13 protein-coding genes are annotated in these 15,335 nt (G+C 73.7%); 7 read left to right on the forward strand and 6 right to left on the reverse strand.

Translation table 11 applies throughout. The features are described 5' to 3' along the window. Nucleotides 1-22: 22 nt before the first annotated feature. On the reverse strand, nt 23-886 hold the full coding sequence (locus AB0N63_RS09390) for a serine protease (protein WP_365526330.1): 864 nt from the start codon (nt 884-886) through the stop codon (nt 23-25). A 143-nt stretch (nt 887-1,029) separates the two neighbouring features. Further along, entirely contained in the window at nt 1,030-1,791 is a 762-nt protein-coding gene (locus tag AB0N63_RS09395) for a hypothetical protein (RefSeq protein ID WP_365526333.1), read from the reverse strand. A gap of 137 nt (nt 1,792-1,928) precedes the next feature. Here AB0N63_RS09395 and AB0N63_RS09400 point away from each other — a divergent pair, with 137 nt between their 5' ends. The 3 genes from AB0N63_RS09400 to AB0N63_RS09410 all read left to right on the forward strand — a co-directional run bounded on the left by AB0N63_RS09400 (nt 1,929) and on the right by AB0N63_RS09410 (nt 4,512). Further along, complete coding sequence (locus AB0N63_RS09400) at nt 1,929-3,140, forward strand: pyridoxal phosphate-dependent aminotransferase (RefSeq protein ID WP_365526336.1); 1,212 nt, start codon at nt 1,929-1,931, stop codon at nt 3,138-3,140. 135 nt (nt 3,141-3,275) lie between these two features. Beyond that, a complete protein-coding gene (locus AB0N63_RS09405) occupies nt 3,276-3,710 on the forward strand; it encodes a hypothetical protein (protein ID WP_365526339.1) in 435 nt (144 codons plus the stop codon). Between the two features lie 295 nt (nt 3,711-4,005). After that, nucleotides 4,006-4,512, forward strand: coding sequence for an N-acetyltransferase family protein (locus AB0N63_RS09410; protein ID WP_365526341.1), 507 nt, complete (start codon nt 4,006-4,008; stop codon nt 4,510-4,512). 35 nt (nt 4,513-4,547) lie between these two features. Here the strand turns inward: AB0N63_RS09410 and AB0N63_RS09415 are convergent, their stop codons facing one another. Beyond that, entirely contained in the window at nt 4,548-4,724 is a 177-nt protein-coding gene (locus AB0N63_RS09415) for a hypothetical protein (RefSeq protein ID WP_365526343.1), read from the reverse strand. Between the two features lie 283 nt (nt 4,725-5,007). Further along, entirely contained in the window at nt 5,008-6,840 is a 1,833-nt protein-coding gene (locus AB0N63_RS09420) for a phosphoenolpyruvate carboxykinase (GTP) (RefSeq protein ID WP_365526345.1), read from the reverse strand. A 299-nt stretch (nt 6,841-7,139) separates the two neighbouring features. On the opposite strand from AB0N63_RS09420, the gene AB0N63_RS09425 reads away from it, so the two are divergent. Together AB0N63_RS09425 and AB0N63_RS09430 are read left to right on the forward strand one after the other, a co-directional pair. Next, nucleotides 7,140-7,853, forward strand: coding sequence for a hemolysin III family protein (locus AB0N63_RS09425; RefSeq protein WP_365526348.1), 714 nt, complete (start codon nt 7,140-7,142; stop codon nt 7,851-7,853). Nucleotides 7,854-8,148: 295 nt separating this feature from the next. Continuing rightward, nucleotides 8,149-8,898 carry a Mut7-C RNAse domain-containing protein gene (locus tag AB0N63_RS09430; protein WP_365526350.1) on the forward strand — a complete coding sequence of 250 codons (750 nt, stop codon included), beginning with the start codon at nt 8,149-8,151 and terminating at the stop codon, nt 8,896-8,898. Between the two features lie 360 nt (nt 8,899-9,258). Here the strand turns inward: AB0N63_RS09430 and AB0N63_RS09435 are convergent, their stop codons facing one another. Next, nucleotides 9,259-11,289, reverse strand: a complete 2,031-nt coding sequence (locus AB0N63_RS09435; RefSeq protein ID WP_365526353.1) for a thioredoxin domain-containing protein — start codon at nt 11,287-11,289, stop codon at nt 9,259-9,261. A gap of 118 nt (nt 11,290-11,407) precedes the next feature. Here AB0N63_RS09435 and AB0N63_RS09440 point away from each other — a divergent pair, with 118 nt between their 5' ends. Further along, a complete protein-coding gene (locus AB0N63_RS09440; RefSeq protein ID WP_365526355.1) occupies nt 11,408-11,545 on the forward strand; it encodes a hypothetical protein in 138 nt (45 codons plus the stop codon). A gap of 101 nt (nt 11,546-11,646) precedes the next feature. Beyond that, nucleotides 11,647-14,850 (forward strand): tetratricopeptide repeat protein, encoded by a 3,204-nt coding sequence (locus AB0N63_RS09445; RefSeq protein WP_365526357.1) that lies wholly within the window; start codon nt 11,647-11,649, stop codon nt 14,848-14,850. A 228-nt stretch (nt 14,851-15,078) separates the two neighbouring features. On the opposite strand, the gene AB0N63_RS09450 is transcribed toward AB0N63_RS09445, so the two are convergent. Beyond that, nucleotides 15,079-15,333: a hypothetical protein gene (locus AB0N63_RS09450; RefSeq protein ID WP_365526359.1), complete on the reverse strand. Its 255-nt coding sequence runs from the start codon at nt 15,331-15,333 to the stop codon at nt 15,079-15,081. Nucleotides 15,334-15,335 lie beyond the last annotated feature (2 nt).

A 15,335-nucleotide genomic window follows, 5' to 3' on the forward strand; every position in this document is an offset into this window, starting at 1 on the left:
CCTGCGGCTCAGTGCGGGTCGCTCACGGCTTGGGCAGGACGCAGCCGCTCGCGTTCAGGTCGAGCTTGTTGCCGGTCGTGAAGCAGGCGGGTATCTGGTACGTCTCCTCGGCGTAGTTGATGCCCTGCCGGACGGTGACGTTGCCGCTCGCGTCGACCTCGCACGGGTTGTTCTCCGTGCAGCGCTGGCCGTCCTCGTTGCCGGTGTTGTTGACGGCGACGACCTTGCCGGTGGCGGTGTCGACGACGGGCGAGCCGGAGGTGCCGCCGATGGTGTTGCAGGCGGAGGTGTAGCGGACGGAGTCCTTCCAGGTCCAGCCGCCCTCCTTCAGGCGGTAGACGAACCCGTCGATGGCGCAGCTGTAGATCTTCTTCCAGTACCCGGAGACCACCTTGATGGCGGTGCCGGCCACCGGGTGGGTGTCGCTCACGGTCAGCGCGCTGATCCCGTACGCGTTCTTGATCTGCGCGTAGGTGCTGGTCAGGCGGTAGATCGTGACGTCCGTGTCGGTCATGGTGGAGTAGACGACCTGGTTGGCGCGGAGCGTGGCGACCTTGGTGCCGGCGGAGTTCAGCAGGCCGAAGGTGCGGCTGGAGGACTGGCCGGTGATGACCTCGCCGGGGTCCGGGAAGCCGGTCTCCAGGCAGTGGCCGTTGGAGAGCACGAGCGCCGGGTCGCTGTCCGCTGAGGCGGGGAAGCGGATGACGGAGCCTGAGCAGTTGCTCAGCGAGACGGTGCCGGCGAAGTCGACGGCCTTGACCGCGGGGGCCGGCTTCTTCGCGGGAGCGGCGGCCGCGCCGCCGTTCTGCGCGGCGGCGGCCGCGGGCGCCGTGCCCGCCCCGGTGATCACCAGGGTGGCGAGCGCGGCAAGGAGAGGCTTGTTCATGTGGGGTCCCCTCTTGAGACGCAGGCAGCCGGAGATCTTCCGGGCGCCTGGTTTGTCATGCGCATTGTGATGGCGAGGGGGGCACGCCCACAAGAACGCGGAGGGGACCAGCGGGACGGGAGGGGGAACGCTGCGGCTTCCCCTCAGCCGCCGTGCCAGTGACCGCCGCCCCCGTGCCGGCCGCCGTGACCCCAGCCGCCCGTGGGAGAGGGAGACGGGGCGCCCGCGGTCGGGGACGGAGCGGCGGACGTGACGGAGGGGGAGACGGAGGGGGCCTCGGTCGCCCTGCGGGGTGTCGGAGTGCCGGCCGACGGCGTGGCGGCGCCCGGGCTCGACGCGGTGGCCGCGGGCGCGTGGGGGGCGGGCGCGGCCGCCGGGGGCGCGGCGGTCCGGCGCGCGGTCCCCGTCGGCGCCGTGGGGCCGCCCGCCGTCGGGGCGGCGTCCGCGACGGGCGGCACGTCCGCCGCGCCGGCCGTCGGCACCGTACGCCCCGCTCCGCGCCCTGAACCGTCCGCCGACGAATGCAGGGCCGACAGACCGGCGATCACCGCGGCCAGGGACACCACCCCCGCCGCCCCCGTGACCGCCACCGCGCGCCGCGACCCCCGCGAGCGCCGGGCGGCGGCCCGCCGCGCACCGCGGCCCCCGGTACCGGCCCGGCCTCCGGGCCCCGCGCCCTCGCTCCCCTGCCCCTGCCCCTGCCCCTGCCTCGCGAGGGTCTCGGCCGTCAGCGGGGGCAGTTCGCGTGTCTCGTCGTACGCGTTCTGCCACCCGTGCGCCGCGGCCGGGTCGGCGTACCCGTCGTACGCCGGGGCCGCCGGAGCCTGCGGGTGGTACACGTTCGGCGGCCCCTGGGGCACATCACCCGCGCGGGGGACGGCGGGGCGGTCGGAAGGCATGGACATGGCCGGAAAGCATAGGCAGTGCGGTGACCGGCGGCACCGGCGCGGGCGTCAACCCGCGTCCGGCCGGGGCCCCCGGAACGTCTCACGTGGCGGAAAACACGGGCCACCGGGCGATACCCGGCCGTAAGCTCCCAGACATGCAGGTGATCCAGTCGACCAAGCTCGCCAACGTCTGTTACGAGATCCGGGGCCCGGTGCTCGAGGAGGCGATGCGGCTGGAGGCGGCCGGTCACCGCATCCTCAAACTGAACACCGGCAACCCGGCCGCGTTCGGCTTCGAGTGCCCCCCGGAGATCCTGGAGGACATCCTCCGCAACGTCTCCACCGCGCACGGCTACGGCGACGCCAAGGGCCTGCTGGCGGCGCGCCGCGCGGTCGTCATGCACAACCAGACCCTCGGCATCGAGACCGACGTCGAGCACGTCTTCATCGGCAACGGCGTCTCCGAGCTGATCGTGATGGCGATGCAGGGGCTGCTGGACGACGGCGACGAGGTGCTGGTGCCCGCGCCGGACTACCCGCTGTGGACCGCCGCCGTCTCCCTGTCCGGCGGCACCGCCGTGCACTACCGCTGCGACGAGCAGTCCGACTGGATGCCGGACCTCGCCGACGTGGAGCGCAAGGTCACCGACCGCACCAAGGCGATCGTCATCATCAACCCCAACAACCCCACGGGCGCGGTCTACGACCCGGCGGTGCTCAAGGGGCTGACCGACATCGCCCGCCGGCACAACCTGCTGGTCTGCTCCGACGAGATCTACGACAAGATCCTCTACGACGGCGCCACGCACACCCCGACCGCCTCCGTCGCCCCCGACCTGCTGACCCTCACCTTCAACGGCATGTCCAAGGCCTACCGGGTGGCCGGCTACCGGGTCGGCTGGATGTCGATCTCCGGCCCGCGCGCCCACGCCGACTCCTACATCGAGGGCCTGACCATCCTGGCGAACATGCGCCTGTGCGCGAACATGCCGGGACAGCACGGCGTGGTCGCCGCGCTCAGCGGCCGGCAGACCATCAACGACCTGGTCCTGCCCGGCGGCCGGCTCAAGGAGCAGATGGACGTCGCCCACGAGCTGCTCACACGGATCCCGGGGGTGACGTGCGTACGGCCCAAGGGGGCGCTGTACCTGTTCCCGCGCCTGGACCCCAAGGTCTTCAAGATCAAGGACGACCGGCAGATGGTCCTGGACCTGCTGCGCCGCGAGAAGATCATGGTCGTCCAGGGCACCGGCTTCAACTGGCCCGAACCCGACCACTTCCGGGTCGTCACCCTGCCCTCGGTCGGCGACCTGCGCGACGCGGTGGGCCGGATCGGCCACTTCCTGGACGGCTACGGCCAGCCCTGACGCCCGCCTCCGCTCTGTACGCCCGATCCGGCACGCTCACCCTCGGTGTGCGCGCGGACCGGTTCGGCGAACGGGCTCAACTTTAGACGAATTCTAAGCTAGGATGTCTTCTGTCAGAGCACAGGAGGCCATCCCATGTACGAACCGATCCGCGCCAAGTCGGTCCACACGATGGCCGGCACCGACTCCGACTTCCCCCACCGTTCACGCGGGGAGGAGTTGGACATCCAGCTCGCCGGTCATCTCGCGGCGCTGCTCGCCGTCACCGACGAGCTGCGCGCGCTGACCCCGTCCTCGGCCGACCTGGACACCGCGGCCGAACGGCTCGCCGAGCAGGTGGCCCGCCTGCGCGGCGGCCGCGCCCCGCTGCGGGCGGCCCTGTCCGCCGGCCGTACGGCCGACCAGGCGCCGGCGCTGCACCGGCGGGCGCACACGCTCGCCGGACGCGCCCTCGTCGTGGCCGCGTCCCGCGCCGACACCAAGGCGGCGATCCTGGCCGCCGAGCGGATGGACGCGCACGCGGCCGCCGCCCAGGAGGAACCGCGCAGGCCCATCGGCGCCGCGCAGTAGAGCCTGCCGGGCAGACCCCGCTCCTCCCCTCCGGACGCCACGCGTCCGTCCCGCCCCGGTCACCTCCGGTCCGGCCGCCTCGCGCCGGGCCGGCCAAGACCGGGGGCGGACCCTGTCGGCCCCGGTCCGCGCGCACCCGCAGCGACGCGCGGACCGGGTGCCCTACACTGCGCGGACCGCGTCCGCGAGGCGAGCACGAGGCCGTGTCTCCAGCGGCGTCGCCCCGCGGGGCGCATCGCCCCGGCCGCGTTACCGAGGCGGGGAAGAGCCCCGTTTCCGAGGCGAGGGAGAAGCCGTGGCCGCCCCCACCGCCACCGTCCGGGCCGCCCTGCCCGCCGATCTCGCCGAGGTCGCCCGCATCTACGGGCACCACGCCCTGCACAGCGTCGCCACCTTCGACGAGGAGCCGCGCCCGCTCGCGGGGTGGGAGCTGAAGTTCGAGGAGATCGCCGGGCGCGGGCTGCCGTTCCCCGTCGCCGAGGAGACGGGCCGGATCGCGGGCTTCGCCTACGCCGGACCGTGGCGGCCGAAACCGGCCTACCGGAACACCGTCGAGGACACCGTCTACCTCGACCCGGCGGCCACCGGCCGGGGCCTGGGCGGCGCCCTGCTCGCCGAGCTGCCGGCCGCGTGCGCGCGGGCCGGGGTGCGGCAGGTGATCGCGGTGATCACCGCCCCCGGCAGCGAGGCCTCCGCGGCCCTGCACCGCCGGTTCGGTTTCACCGAGGCGGGCCGGCTGACCGCGGTCGGCCACAAGCACGGCCGGTGGCTCGACACGGTGCTGCTCCAGCGCACGCTGTGACACCGAAGGGGGCGCGCCGGCCGGGCCGGACGACGTCAGCCGAAGATCACCACGAAGAGCACGAACAGCACCAGGATCGCCAGGACCACCATCCAGACCGGCCAGTTGCCGCGCCCTTGGGGGTCCTCGGGGCCGCCGCCGCGCGGGCGGTCCTCGGCCAGGCCCGGGTCGTCCGGACGGTCGTGCTTGTAGAAGTCGCCGTCTCCAGCCATGCGCTCATCACGCTCCTTCACCGGGAGGCCACCCGGGTACCCCGGAGCGGGAGCGGCCATACGGGCAGGTGAGCCGCACGGGTGACGTGCCCCGACGACGGGAAGGCGGCCGCAGCGGGCCCGCCCACGGCGGAGGGCCGGGTGCACACGGCGGAGGGCCGGGTGCGCACGCCGTTGTGCGCACCCGGCCCACCGAATCGATGCCGCGGCCGGCCGGAGCGACGTCGCAGGTCAGGGCAAGTCGCGGCCGGCCGCGGAGCTCGTGCGGCGAGGCCGGGCCGGCTCAGCCGAGCCGCTCGACCAGCGCGCGGTACTGGTCCCACAGCTCCTCGGGCGTGTGGTCGCCGAAGGTGTTCAGGTGTTCGGGGACCAGGGCGGCCTCCTCGCGCCAGACCTCCTTGTCGACCGTGAGGAGGAACTCCAGGTCGGACTCGGACAGGTCCAGGCCGTCGGTGTCCAGGGCGTCGCGGGTCGGCAGGATGCCGATGGGGGTCTCGACGCCCTCGGCCTTGCCGTCCAGGCGCTCGACGATCCACTTCAGCACCCGGCTGTTCTCGCCGAAACCGGGCCAGACGAACTTGCCCTCGTCGTTCTTGCGGAACCAGTTGACGTAGTAGATCTTGGGCAGCTTGGACTGGTCCCTGCCCTTGGCGACGTCCACCCAGTGGCCCATGTAGTCGCCCATGTTGTAGCCGCAGAACGGCAGCATGGCGAACGGGTCGCGGCGCAGCTCGCCGACCTTGCCCTCGGCGGCGGCGGTCTTCTCGGAGGCGACGTTCGCGCCGAGGAAGACGCCGTGGTTCCAGTCGAAGGACTCGGTCACCAGCGGCACCGCGCTGGCCCGGCGGCCACCGAAGAGGATCGCCGAGATCGGCACGCCCCTGGGGTCCTCCCACTCCGGCGCGATGATCGGGCACTGCGCGGCGGGGGTGGTGAAGCGGGCGTTGGGGTGCGCGGCCGGGGTTCCCGACTCGGGCGTCCAGTCGTTGCCCTTCCAGTCGGTCAGGTGGGCCGGGGTCTCCTCCGTCATGCCCTCCCACCACACGTCGCCGTCGTCGGTGAGGGCGACGTTGGTGAAGACCGAGTTGCCCCACAGCGTCTTCATGGCGTTGGCGTTGGTGTGCTCACCGGTGCCGGGCGCGACGCCGAAGAAGCCGGCCTCGGGGTTGATCGCGTACAGCCGGCCGTCCTCGCCGAACCGCATCCACGCGATGTCGTCGCCGATCGTCTCGACGGTCCAGCCGGAGATCGTGGGCTCCAGCATCGCGAGATTGGTCTTGCCGCAGGCGCTCGGGAAGGCGGCCGCGACGTACTTGGACTCGCCGGTGGGCGGGGTGAGCTTGAGGATCAGCATGTGCTCGGCCAGCCAGCCCTCGTCACGCGCCATGACGGAGGCGATGCGCAGGGCGTAGCACTTCTTGCCGAGCAGGGCGTTGCCGCCGTAGCCGGAGCCGTAGGACCAGATCTCGCGGTCCTCGGGGAAGTGCGAGATGTACTTCGTGGAGTTGCAGGGCCAGGGCACGTCCTCCTGGCCCTCGGCCAGCGGGGCGCCGAGGGTGTGCACGGCCTTGACGAAGAAGCCGTCCTCGCCGAGCTCGTCGAGGACCGGCTGTCCCATGCGGGTCATGGTGCGCATGGACACGGCGACGTAGGCGGAGTCGGTGATCTCGACGCCGATAGCGGACAGCGGGGAGCCCAGCGGGCCCATGCAGAACGGGACGACGTACATCGTCCGGCCCTTCATCGAGCCGCGGAAGACGCCTCCCTTGCCGTCCTTGCCCCGGAAGATCTCCCGCATCTCGGCGGGGGCCTTCCAGTGGTTGGTCGGGCCGGCGTCCTCCTCCTTCTCGGAGCAGATGAAGGTGCGGTCCTCGACGCGGGCGACGTCGGAGGGGTCGGAGGCCGCGTAGTAGGAGTTGGGGCGCTTGATCGGGTCGAGTTTCCGGAAGGTGCCCTTCCGGACGAGCTCCTCGCACAGTCGCTCGTACTCGGCCTCGGATCCGTCGCACCAGACCACGTCGTCCGGCTGCGTGAGTTCCGCGATCTCGTTGACCCACGAGATCAGGTCCTTGTGGTGGGTGGGAACGACGGGGGGAGCCGCGATGTCGCGCGCCACGATTGCTCCTAAATGAGGGGTTCTTGTCTTGTCGCCCCGTGGGGGCTGCGACCCGGATGCTTCGTAGCCGCTCATCCGGTGCCGACCGCACTCATTTGATCATCCGACTCCCGCGCCCATCTGTCCAGAGGGCCGCACAGGTGAGCAGCGTGAGGAATCCCACGGTTATCCGCGCTTTTTTGCGTCCGTGTTGGGTTCACCTGAAGGACTTTTTGCGTTTTCCCCGTACGGACGATCAATGTCCTTCGCCCCCGTGGCCGCTCACCCGCGACTTACGAGGTCGCCGGTACCATGCGGCCATGACTGCGTCCGCCTCCGACACGCCCCTGGACCCGCCGGCCCATGGCCGCGGTCCGGCCGCGCTGTCGCTGCCTCATCCGATCAAGCCGAAGCTGCGCGGCTGGCTGCACCTCGGCATGTTCCCGGCCGTGCTCATAGCGGGACTGGTGCTCACCGCGCTCGCCGACTCCACCCGAGGACGTATCGCCTGCGGGGTCTACGCCCTCAGCGCCTGCCTCCTGTTCGGGGTCAGCGCCCTCTACCACCGGGGCAACTGGGGCCCCCGGATGAGCGGGGTGCTGCGCCGCCTCGACCACGCGAACATCTTCCTGATCATCGCGGGCACCTACACGCCGCTGACCCTGCTGCTCCTGCCCGGCGCCACCGGCCAGTGGCTGCTGTGGGGCATCTGGGCCGCCGCGCTGGCGGGCATCGCCTTCCGCGTCCTCTGGGTCGGCGCGCCACGCTGGCTGTACACCCCGTGCTACCTCGCCATGGGCTGGGCCGCGGTGTTCTACCTGCCGGACTTCATGCGCACGGGCGGCATCGCCGTGATGGTCCTGGTGATCGTCGGCGGCCTGCTCTACAGCGCGGGCGGCGTCGTCTACGGCATCAAGCGGCCGAACCCCTCCCCGCGCTGGTTCGGCTTCCACGAGGTGTTCCACTCCTTCACGCTGGCCGCGTTCGTCGTCCACTACGTGGGGATCTCGCTGGTGGCCTACCAGCACGCGTAGGGGGCGCCGCGTACGGGTTCTCTCGTACGGCCGGGTGCCGTGCGGGCACCGGTGCCTCTCGGTGCGGCCGCGTGCCGCTCCGGCGCGTACGTGAGGGCGTCTGCGGCCGGCATCACGGCCACGGCTCGGTCGAGCCGTGGCCGTTCCCGTGTCCGTGGCCGTTCCCGTTCCCGCCCGTGGCCGTTTCTGCCTGTGTGGCCGTACTGCTGCCTCCGTGGTGGCGGCCGTCCCCGGATCTACGCCGCCGCCCGAAAACCCCTCAGGCCGGCCGGGCCGACCGTGCCATCCTGGCCGGGTGAACGGTCCAGAGATCCACGTCGAGTTCGCCCCCGACCTCGGCCAGTTCGTCCCGCACGCCCGGCGCCGCGGCGCCACGGCGGTCGTCACCGACGGCGTCTCCACCCTCGGACACGTCGTCGAGTCCCTCGGGGTGCCCCTGACCGAGGTCGGCGCGCTGGTCGTGGACGGCCGCCCGGTGCCCGCCTCACATGTCCCGCGCGCGGCGGAGACCGTCGAGGTGCGCGCCGTCGAACGCCCCCAGCAGGTCCCCGGCGCCCCGCTGCGCTTCCTCCTCGACGTGCACCTCGGCACCCTCGCCCGCCGACTGCGCCTGCTCGGCGTCGACGCGGCATACGAGTCGACGGACATCGGCGACCCGGCACTCGCCGCGCGTTCGGCGGCCGAGAAGCGGGTGCTGCTCAGCCGCGACCGAGGCCTGCTGCGCCGCCGCGAACTGTGGGCGGGCGCCTTCGTCTACAGCACCCGCCCCGACGACCAGTTGGGCGACATCCTGGACCGCTTCCGCCCCGAGCTGCGCCCCTGGACCCGCTGCACCGCCTGCAACGGACTGCTGCGGCAGGCCACCAAGGACGAGGTGGCCGACCAGCTCGAACACGGCACCCAGCGCACCTACGACGTGTTCGCCCAGTGCCGCGACTGCGGCCGCGCCTACTGGAAGGGCGCCCACCACGACCAGCTGGAGGAGATCGTGGAACGGGCGCTGGGCATGCGGGCGGGGGGAAGTGAGGGAGCACGTCGCTCATGAGTCCAGCGGACACGCCCGGGAGTCGGGTCGGCCCCCGGGACCCGCGGGGGCGCGCCCCGGAGTGGGGCGGCCCACCCGGCGGCTCGGCGGCCACGCCCGGGCGACGGGCGGACGCATCCGGGACCGACGCGGACGCGCCCGGGAACTGATCCGCCCCACCCGAAGAGTGGTGCGGCCCCCCTGCGTCGGGCGGGCGTGCCCTGGCGCCGGACGGGCGTGTCCGGGCGGCGGGCGGGCGTGTCCGGGCGGCGGGCGGCTGCCTCCGCCGGCCGGGCTGGCTGGCTCACCCGGCCGCCGAGCGGGTGCGCCCCGGGAATCGAGCGGCCCGGACGCCGACCCCGTCCCCTACCTCACCTCACCTCACCCGCCGAGCGCGGCCCGCAGGCGCTCCGGGTCGGTGGTCGGGACGTCGCAGGTGAAGTTGCGGCAGACGTAGGCGGCGGGGGCGCCCCCGACCAGCGAGCGGTCGGCCAGGAGCGGGAAGTCCGCGCCGCCTTCCGTGCCGTAGGCGACGACGGCACCGGGGGCGGTGCCCAGCAGGGCTGTGCGGTGCAGGGTGCGGCCCGCCTCGTCGGCGGCCGACGGCGCGACGACGGCGACCTCCCGCGGCCCGTCGAGGGCGGCTTCGGCGACGGCGAGCCCCCAGCCGATGAACCGCGGCACGCGCGGGCCGAGCGCCTTCACCACGCCCAACGCCTTCTCGGCGGCGGTGCGATGGGCTTCCGAGCCGGTGTGGGCCGCGTAGCCGAGCAGCGCGCCGGCCGCCGCCGACCAGCCGGAGGGAGTGGCGTTGTCGGTGGGGTCCTGGGGGCGGCGGATCAGCTTCTCGGCGTCGGCGGCGGTGTCGTACAGCGCACCGGACTCGGGGTCGGTGAAGCGGGTCAGCACATGGTCGAGGAGGAGCCCGGCGAAGTCGAGCCAGACCCCCTCGCCGGTGACGGAGGCCAGCGCGAGGAAGCCCTCGGCGACGTCGGCGTAGTCCTCCAGCACCCCGGCGTTGGCGCCGACCTGCCCGTCCCGGCTGGTGCGGGCGAGCCCGGCGTGCTCGTCCATGTGCACCCGTACCAGCAGGTCGGCGGCGCCGAGCGCGGCCTCCACGAGGTCGGGGCGCTCGAAGTAGGCGCCGGTCTCGGCGAGGGCGGCGATCGCCAGGCCGTTCCAGGCGGCGACGATCTTGTCGTCCCGGCCGGGCGCCGGCCGCTCGGCGCGCCGCTCCAGCAGCCGGCGCCGCACGGACTCGATCCGCGGCGCGTCGTACACGCCTTCCTGCTGGGGCAGTTGCAGCACCGAGGCGCCGTGCTCGAAGGTGCCCTCCTCGGTGACGCCGAAGTACTGGGCGGCGAGCGCCGCGTCCTCCTCACCGAGGGCGTCGCGCAGCTGCTCCGGCGTCCACGCGTAGTAGGCGCCCTCGACGTGCCGTCCCGTGCCGTCGTCGCTGTCGGCGTCCAGCGCGGAGGCGAACCCGCCCTCGCCGGTGCGCAGTTCGCGGACCATGAAGTCGGCGGTCTCCAGGGCGACACGGCGGGCGAGCTCGGAGCCGGTGGCGCGCCACAGGTGGGCGTAGACGCGACACAGCAGCGCGTTGTCGTACAGCATCTTCTCGAAGTGCGGAACGATCCAGTCCCGGTCGACCGAGTAGCGGGCGAAGCCGCCGCCGAGCTGGTCGTAGATGCCGCCGCGGGCCATCCGCTCGCAGGTGTCCCGGGCCATCTGCAGGGCGCCCTCGGAGCCGGTGCGGGCGTGGTGGCGCAGCAGGAACTCCAGCGCCATGGAGGGCGGGAACTTCGGCGCCCCGCCGAACCCGCCGCGCTGCGGGTCGTACTCGCGGGTGAGCCCGAGCAGCGCCTGCGCCAGCTCCTCCTCGCCGGGCAGCCGGGTGCCGCCGTAACCGATCTCGCGCTGCGCGAGGTCCCGCACGATCTTCCCGGCGACCTCGGTGACCTCGTCCCGGCGGGTGGCCCACGCCTGCTGGACGCCCGCCAGCACCTGCCGGAAGGACGGCATGCCGTGCCGGGGCGCGGGCGGGAAGTACGTCCCGAAGTAGAACGGCTCGGCGTCCGGGGTCAGGAACACCGTCATCGGCCACCCGCCCTGCCCGGTGGCAGCCTGCACCGCCTCCATGTAGACGGCGTCCACATCGGGCCGCTCCTCACGGTCCACCTTGACACTGACGAAGTGCTCGTTGAGGTAGTCGGCGGTGGCCTGGTCCTCGAACGACTCGTGCGCCATGACGTGACACCAGTGGCACGCGGAGTACCCGACCGACAACAGGATCGGCACATCACGCCGCCGCGCCTCCTCGAAGGCCTCCGGCGCCCAGGGCCACCAGTCGACCGGATTGTCAGCGTGCTGAAGCAGATACGGCGAGGTCACACCAGCCAACCGGTTCATACGCCCCAGCCTCTCACAGCGCCCGTCCCCGCAGGCGAAGCCACGTTGGGCGTTCCACGCCCCCGCGGGCGCCGGCAGGTGCCACGCCGCCGACGAGTCCGCCACCCACGGCAGCCGGTTGTCGCTGACGTCCTCCGGCGGCGACTACGCCATGGCCGCCCGCCTCTTCGGCGACGAGGACGACCCCGCGATGTGCCCGGCCGACCCACCGGACGACGGCTGCCCCACGACGGGATGTCTCCGACCGGTGCGCTGACGCGGCGAGAGTCCGGGTCCGTGATCGTCGCCCCCTCGCCTTCCCGCGCGGGGCGAAGGACACTTTGGGATCGAGGAGTCGGCGCCGGAGGGGGACGGGACATGCGGGACAGTCATCGGGTGGATGCCGAGCGGCTGCTGGTGACCGCCGTGGAGGAGGAGGTGCGGCGGTCGGCCGGGCGGACGGACGGTGCGGTGCTGCTGGCCCGGGCGCGCGCCGCGCTGGACACCCTCGCCGAGCCCGCGGCCGAGGAGTACGCCGCCTACACCCGCGCCCTGGACGAGGCCGCCGCCGGGCAGCAGACCTTCGCGCAGCGCTACGCCCGCGAGGGAGCGGGCACCCCGCTGCTGGTCGCGGGCGTCGCCGCGGTGGCCGCCGCCGTCGCCGACCTGGCGCTGGGCACCGGCTCGGGCACCGCCGTCGGCGCGGGCCTGACCGTCGGCGCGGCCGGCGCCGCCGCCACCGTCGTCAAGGTGACCGCCGCGCATCTGCCCGCCGCCCACCACCGGGCGGGCGCGGCCGGCCAGCCCGGCGGTCCGGAGCAGCTGCGGCTGCAGTGGCTCACCGCCCTTGAGGTGCGCGGCATCCGCCCCTTCCTGGACCAGCAGCGCGTCCTGACCGCCGCCACCACACCGAGGAAGACCGCGCCCCGGCTGCGCGGCGCCGACAAGAGCGCGGCGGCCCGCAGGCGCAGCGTGCTGGAGCATTCCTTCGGTCAACTTCCCGAACCAGCAGGCGCGTTCGCTGGGCGCCAGCAGGAGGTGGCGCAGATCCGGCAGTGGGTGCAGGCGGCCCGCGCCAGCAGCGAGACCCGCCCCACGGTCGTCGTGCTGCACGGCGCGCCCGGCTCCGGCCGCTCCACCCTCGCCGTCCGCGCGGCCCACGATCTGAAGGACCAGTTCCGGGGCGCGGTGGTGGTCGATCTGCGCGGCGACAGCACGGAGGAACCGCCGCTGCCCACCCGCGACGCCCTGCTGCACCTGCTCAACCGGCTCGGCGCACCCCGCGAGCAGTTACTGTTCCGCGACCGCTCCTCCCCCGACCAGCAGGTCAAGCGGCTCGGCGAGCTGTACGAACAGCATGTGACGGGCCTGCCGGTCGCCATCGTCCTGGACGACGCCTCCGACGCCGGCCAGGTCCGCGCCCTGGTCCCGGAGCGCTCCGACAGCCTCGTCCTCGTCACCGCACGGCAGCCGCTCGACCTGCCCGCCGACCTGTCGGCCTGGGTGTACCGACTGCCCGTCGAACCGCTGGACGAGGCGGGCGCGGAGGAGCTGCTGGGCGCCGCCGCCGAGGACAGCTCGGGCCCGTACGACGCCGAGTCCGCCGAGGTGATCCGCCGGCTGTGCGGCGGGCTGCCGCTGGCGCTGCGCGTCGCCGGCTCCGCCCTCGGCCCCCGCTCGCCGCGCCGACTCGCCGCCGACCTCGAGGCGTACGGCCCGGTCGAGCCCGTCGAACGGGCGCTGTGGCTGCGCTACACCGACCAGCCGGAGGCGGCCCGGCGGCTGCTGCGCCGGCTCGCCCTGGCCGGCCGCGCCTCGCTCGGCGCGGCCGCCGCTGCCGCGCTGGCCGCCACCGACGAGACGGAGGCGGGCCGGCACCTGGCGGCCCTGGCCCGCGCGGGCCTCGTCGACCACGTACGCGGCAACCGCTACCGGCTGCACGACCTGGTCCGCGCCTTCGCCCACGCCCGGCTGCTGGACGAGGAGGACCCCGCCGAGCGCGCCGCCGCGCAGGAACGCCTGATCGGCAACTACGCCGAGCTGGCCGACTCCGTGCTGCGGCTGGTCGACGGCAACAACTCCACCCGCTCCGACCACTTCAGCCCGCACGGCTTCACCTCCCTGGACGAGGCGCTGCGCTGGCTGGACGACGAGTCCAGCTTCATCACCGCCGCCCTCCGGCACGCCGATGAGGGCGTCGACCAGGCCGCCGTGCTCCATCTGCTGGGCGCGCTGTGCGACTACTGCCTGCTGCGCGGGGACCTGTACCGGCTCGGCGAGATCAGCGAGCTGACGCAGGCCGTCGACCAGGGGCTGCTGGTGCGCTCGGTGCAGTGGCGTACCGGCATCGCGGCCCGGCAGCTCGGCGAGCTTGACAAGGCGCGCGCCACCCTGGCCTCGGTCGTCGACCTCTACCGGGAGGCCCACCACGACGCGGGCGCGGCCCGCGCGCTGAACTCCCTCGGCATCACCCTGCACCACCAGGGCAACCTGACGGAGGCGGCGGCCCGGCTCCGCGAGGCGCTGGAACTCCAGTCGGTACCCGAGCTGGCGACCGACCGGGCCTGGACCATGCACGCGCTCGCCGCGGTGGAACGCGACCGGGGCCGTCTCGCCGAGGCCCTGGACCTGCTGAACGGCTCGCTGGTCCTGCACCGCGCGGGCGACTCGGTGCACGGCGAGGCCTGGGCCCACTTCCAGCTCGGCCAGCTCGCGCTGCGCCAGGGCGACGTGCCGCGCGCGGAGGAGGACCTGCGCCAGGCCCTGGAGCGCTACGGCCGCACCCGCGACGGGCGCGGCGAGGCCTGGGCGCTCACCCAGCTGGCGCGGGCCCGGCTGGTGGCCGGCGACACCGCCGAGGCGGTGGCCGAGCTGCGCCGCGCGGCCGCCCGGCACCGCGACAACGAGGACGCGCGCGGCGAGGCGTGGACGCTGTACTACCTGGGGCAGGCGCTGGAGGAGACCGGCGACCTGGACGAGGCCGTGCGCGAGCTGGAACGGTCCCGCACGATGTTCTCGCGGATGCGCGACGTGTACGGGCTGGCCTGCGCCCGGCACCACTCGGCGCGGGTGACCCGCGACCAGCGGGCGGCCCGCACCGGCTCGCTGCGCAACTCGGGCTTCGCCCGGCAGCTGCTGGTGGACGCCCGCGCCGACTTCCAGCGCATCGGCGTCGCCCACGGCGAGGCCTGGACCTGTCTGGAGCTGGCCGTGGTCGACGCGGGCAACGCCCGCACCCAGCAGGCGCTTGCCCTGTGCGACGAGGCGGTGACGCTGTTCGCCTCGTACGGCGACGCCCGCGGCGAGGACTGGGCGCGCTTCCTGCGCTGCACTCTGCTGCCGTTCGCGGCGCCGGGCGGGGTGGAGATCGGCACGGCGGTGGCGCAGGAGGAGCTGACGCAGCTCACCCGCGCCGCCCATCCGCTGCGGGACGGGAAGCTCGCCCCCTACGTCGACGCCTACCAGCTGCTGCTGGAGCGCGGAGTGGACCTGGACGCGGGCTGGCAGGCGTGGCGCCTGGGCATGGTCCCGGACCGACACGCCCGTGAGGTGATGGGGGTGGCGGCCGGCGCGACGGGGTGAGACGGCCGCGCCGGGCACTTCGGCGGCGTGGACGCCGCACGCCGCACGGGTCGGAACGGCACGCCTCACGGGTGAGCGTCGCACGCCCACGGGTGGGCGCCTCGCGTCACAGGGGTGGTGCGCCGCACGCCTGGGCCCGGGCAGCATGAAGCCGCGCACCGGCGGTGACACGCGGCACGCGGCCCGTACCGCCGGGCGCGGGACACGGCCCGCAGACGGCCGGGTTCCTCAGCCCTTGGAGGGCTGGACCCCGCCCGATCCGGAACCGCCCTTGGGCGTGTTCCCCTCGGGGTCCGCGACCTCCTTGAAGTCGACCTTGCCCATGTGGCGGTTCATGGACTTCATCAGGACCCACACCGCCAGGGCCATCGCCGCGAAGACGATGAAGCCGAGGACACCGGGGGTGACCTTGTTCTTGTCGAACTCCGCCAGGGTGACCAGATGCGTCGTTGCCAGGCTCGCGCTTGCGCTCATGTCAGGCATTG

It is taken from the genome of Streptomyces sp. NPDC093260 (assembly GCF_040683715.1).
In the GTDB taxonomy this organism is placed as follows: domain Bacteria; phylum Actinomycetota; class Actinomycetes; order Streptomycetales; family Streptomycetaceae; genus Streptomyces; species Streptomyces sennicomposti.

Coding starts and splice junctions, on each gene's coding strand:
- AB0N63_RS09390 (WP_365526330.1), bottom strand. CDS start 886: ATGAACAAGCCTCTCCTTGCCGCGCTCGCCACCCTGGTGATCACCGGG.
- AB0N63_RS09425 (WP_365526348.1), top strand. CDS start 7,140: ATGACTGCGTCCGCCTCCGACACGCCCCTGGACCCGCCGGCCCATGGC.
- AB0N63_RS09395 (WP_365526333.1), bottom strand. CDS start 1,791: ATGTCCATGCCTTCCGACCGCCCCGCCGTCCCCCGCGCGGGTGATGTG.
- AB0N63_RS09450 (WP_365526359.1), bottom strand. CDS start 15,333: ATGCCTGACATGAGCGCAAGCGCGAGCCTGGCAACGACGCATCTGGTC.
- AB0N63_RS09400 (WP_365526336.1), top strand. CDS start 1,929: ATGCAGGTGATCCAGTCGACCAAGCTCGCCAACGTCTGTTACGAGATC.
- AB0N63_RS09405 (WP_365526339.1), top strand. CDS start 3,276: ATGTACGAACCGATCCGCGCCAAGTCGGTCCACACGATGGCCGGCACC.
- AB0N63_RS09435 (WP_365526353.1), bottom strand. CDS start 11,289: ATGAACCGGTTGGCTGGTGTGACCTCGCCGTATCTGCTTCAGCACGCT.
- AB0N63_RS09445 (WP_365526357.1), top strand. CDS start 11,647: ATGCGGGACAGTCATCGGGTGGATGCCGAGCGGCTGCTGGTGACCGCC.
- AB0N63_RS09415 (WP_365526343.1), bottom strand. CDS start 4,724: ATGGCTGGAGACGGCGACTTCTACAAGCACGACCGTCCGGACGACCCG.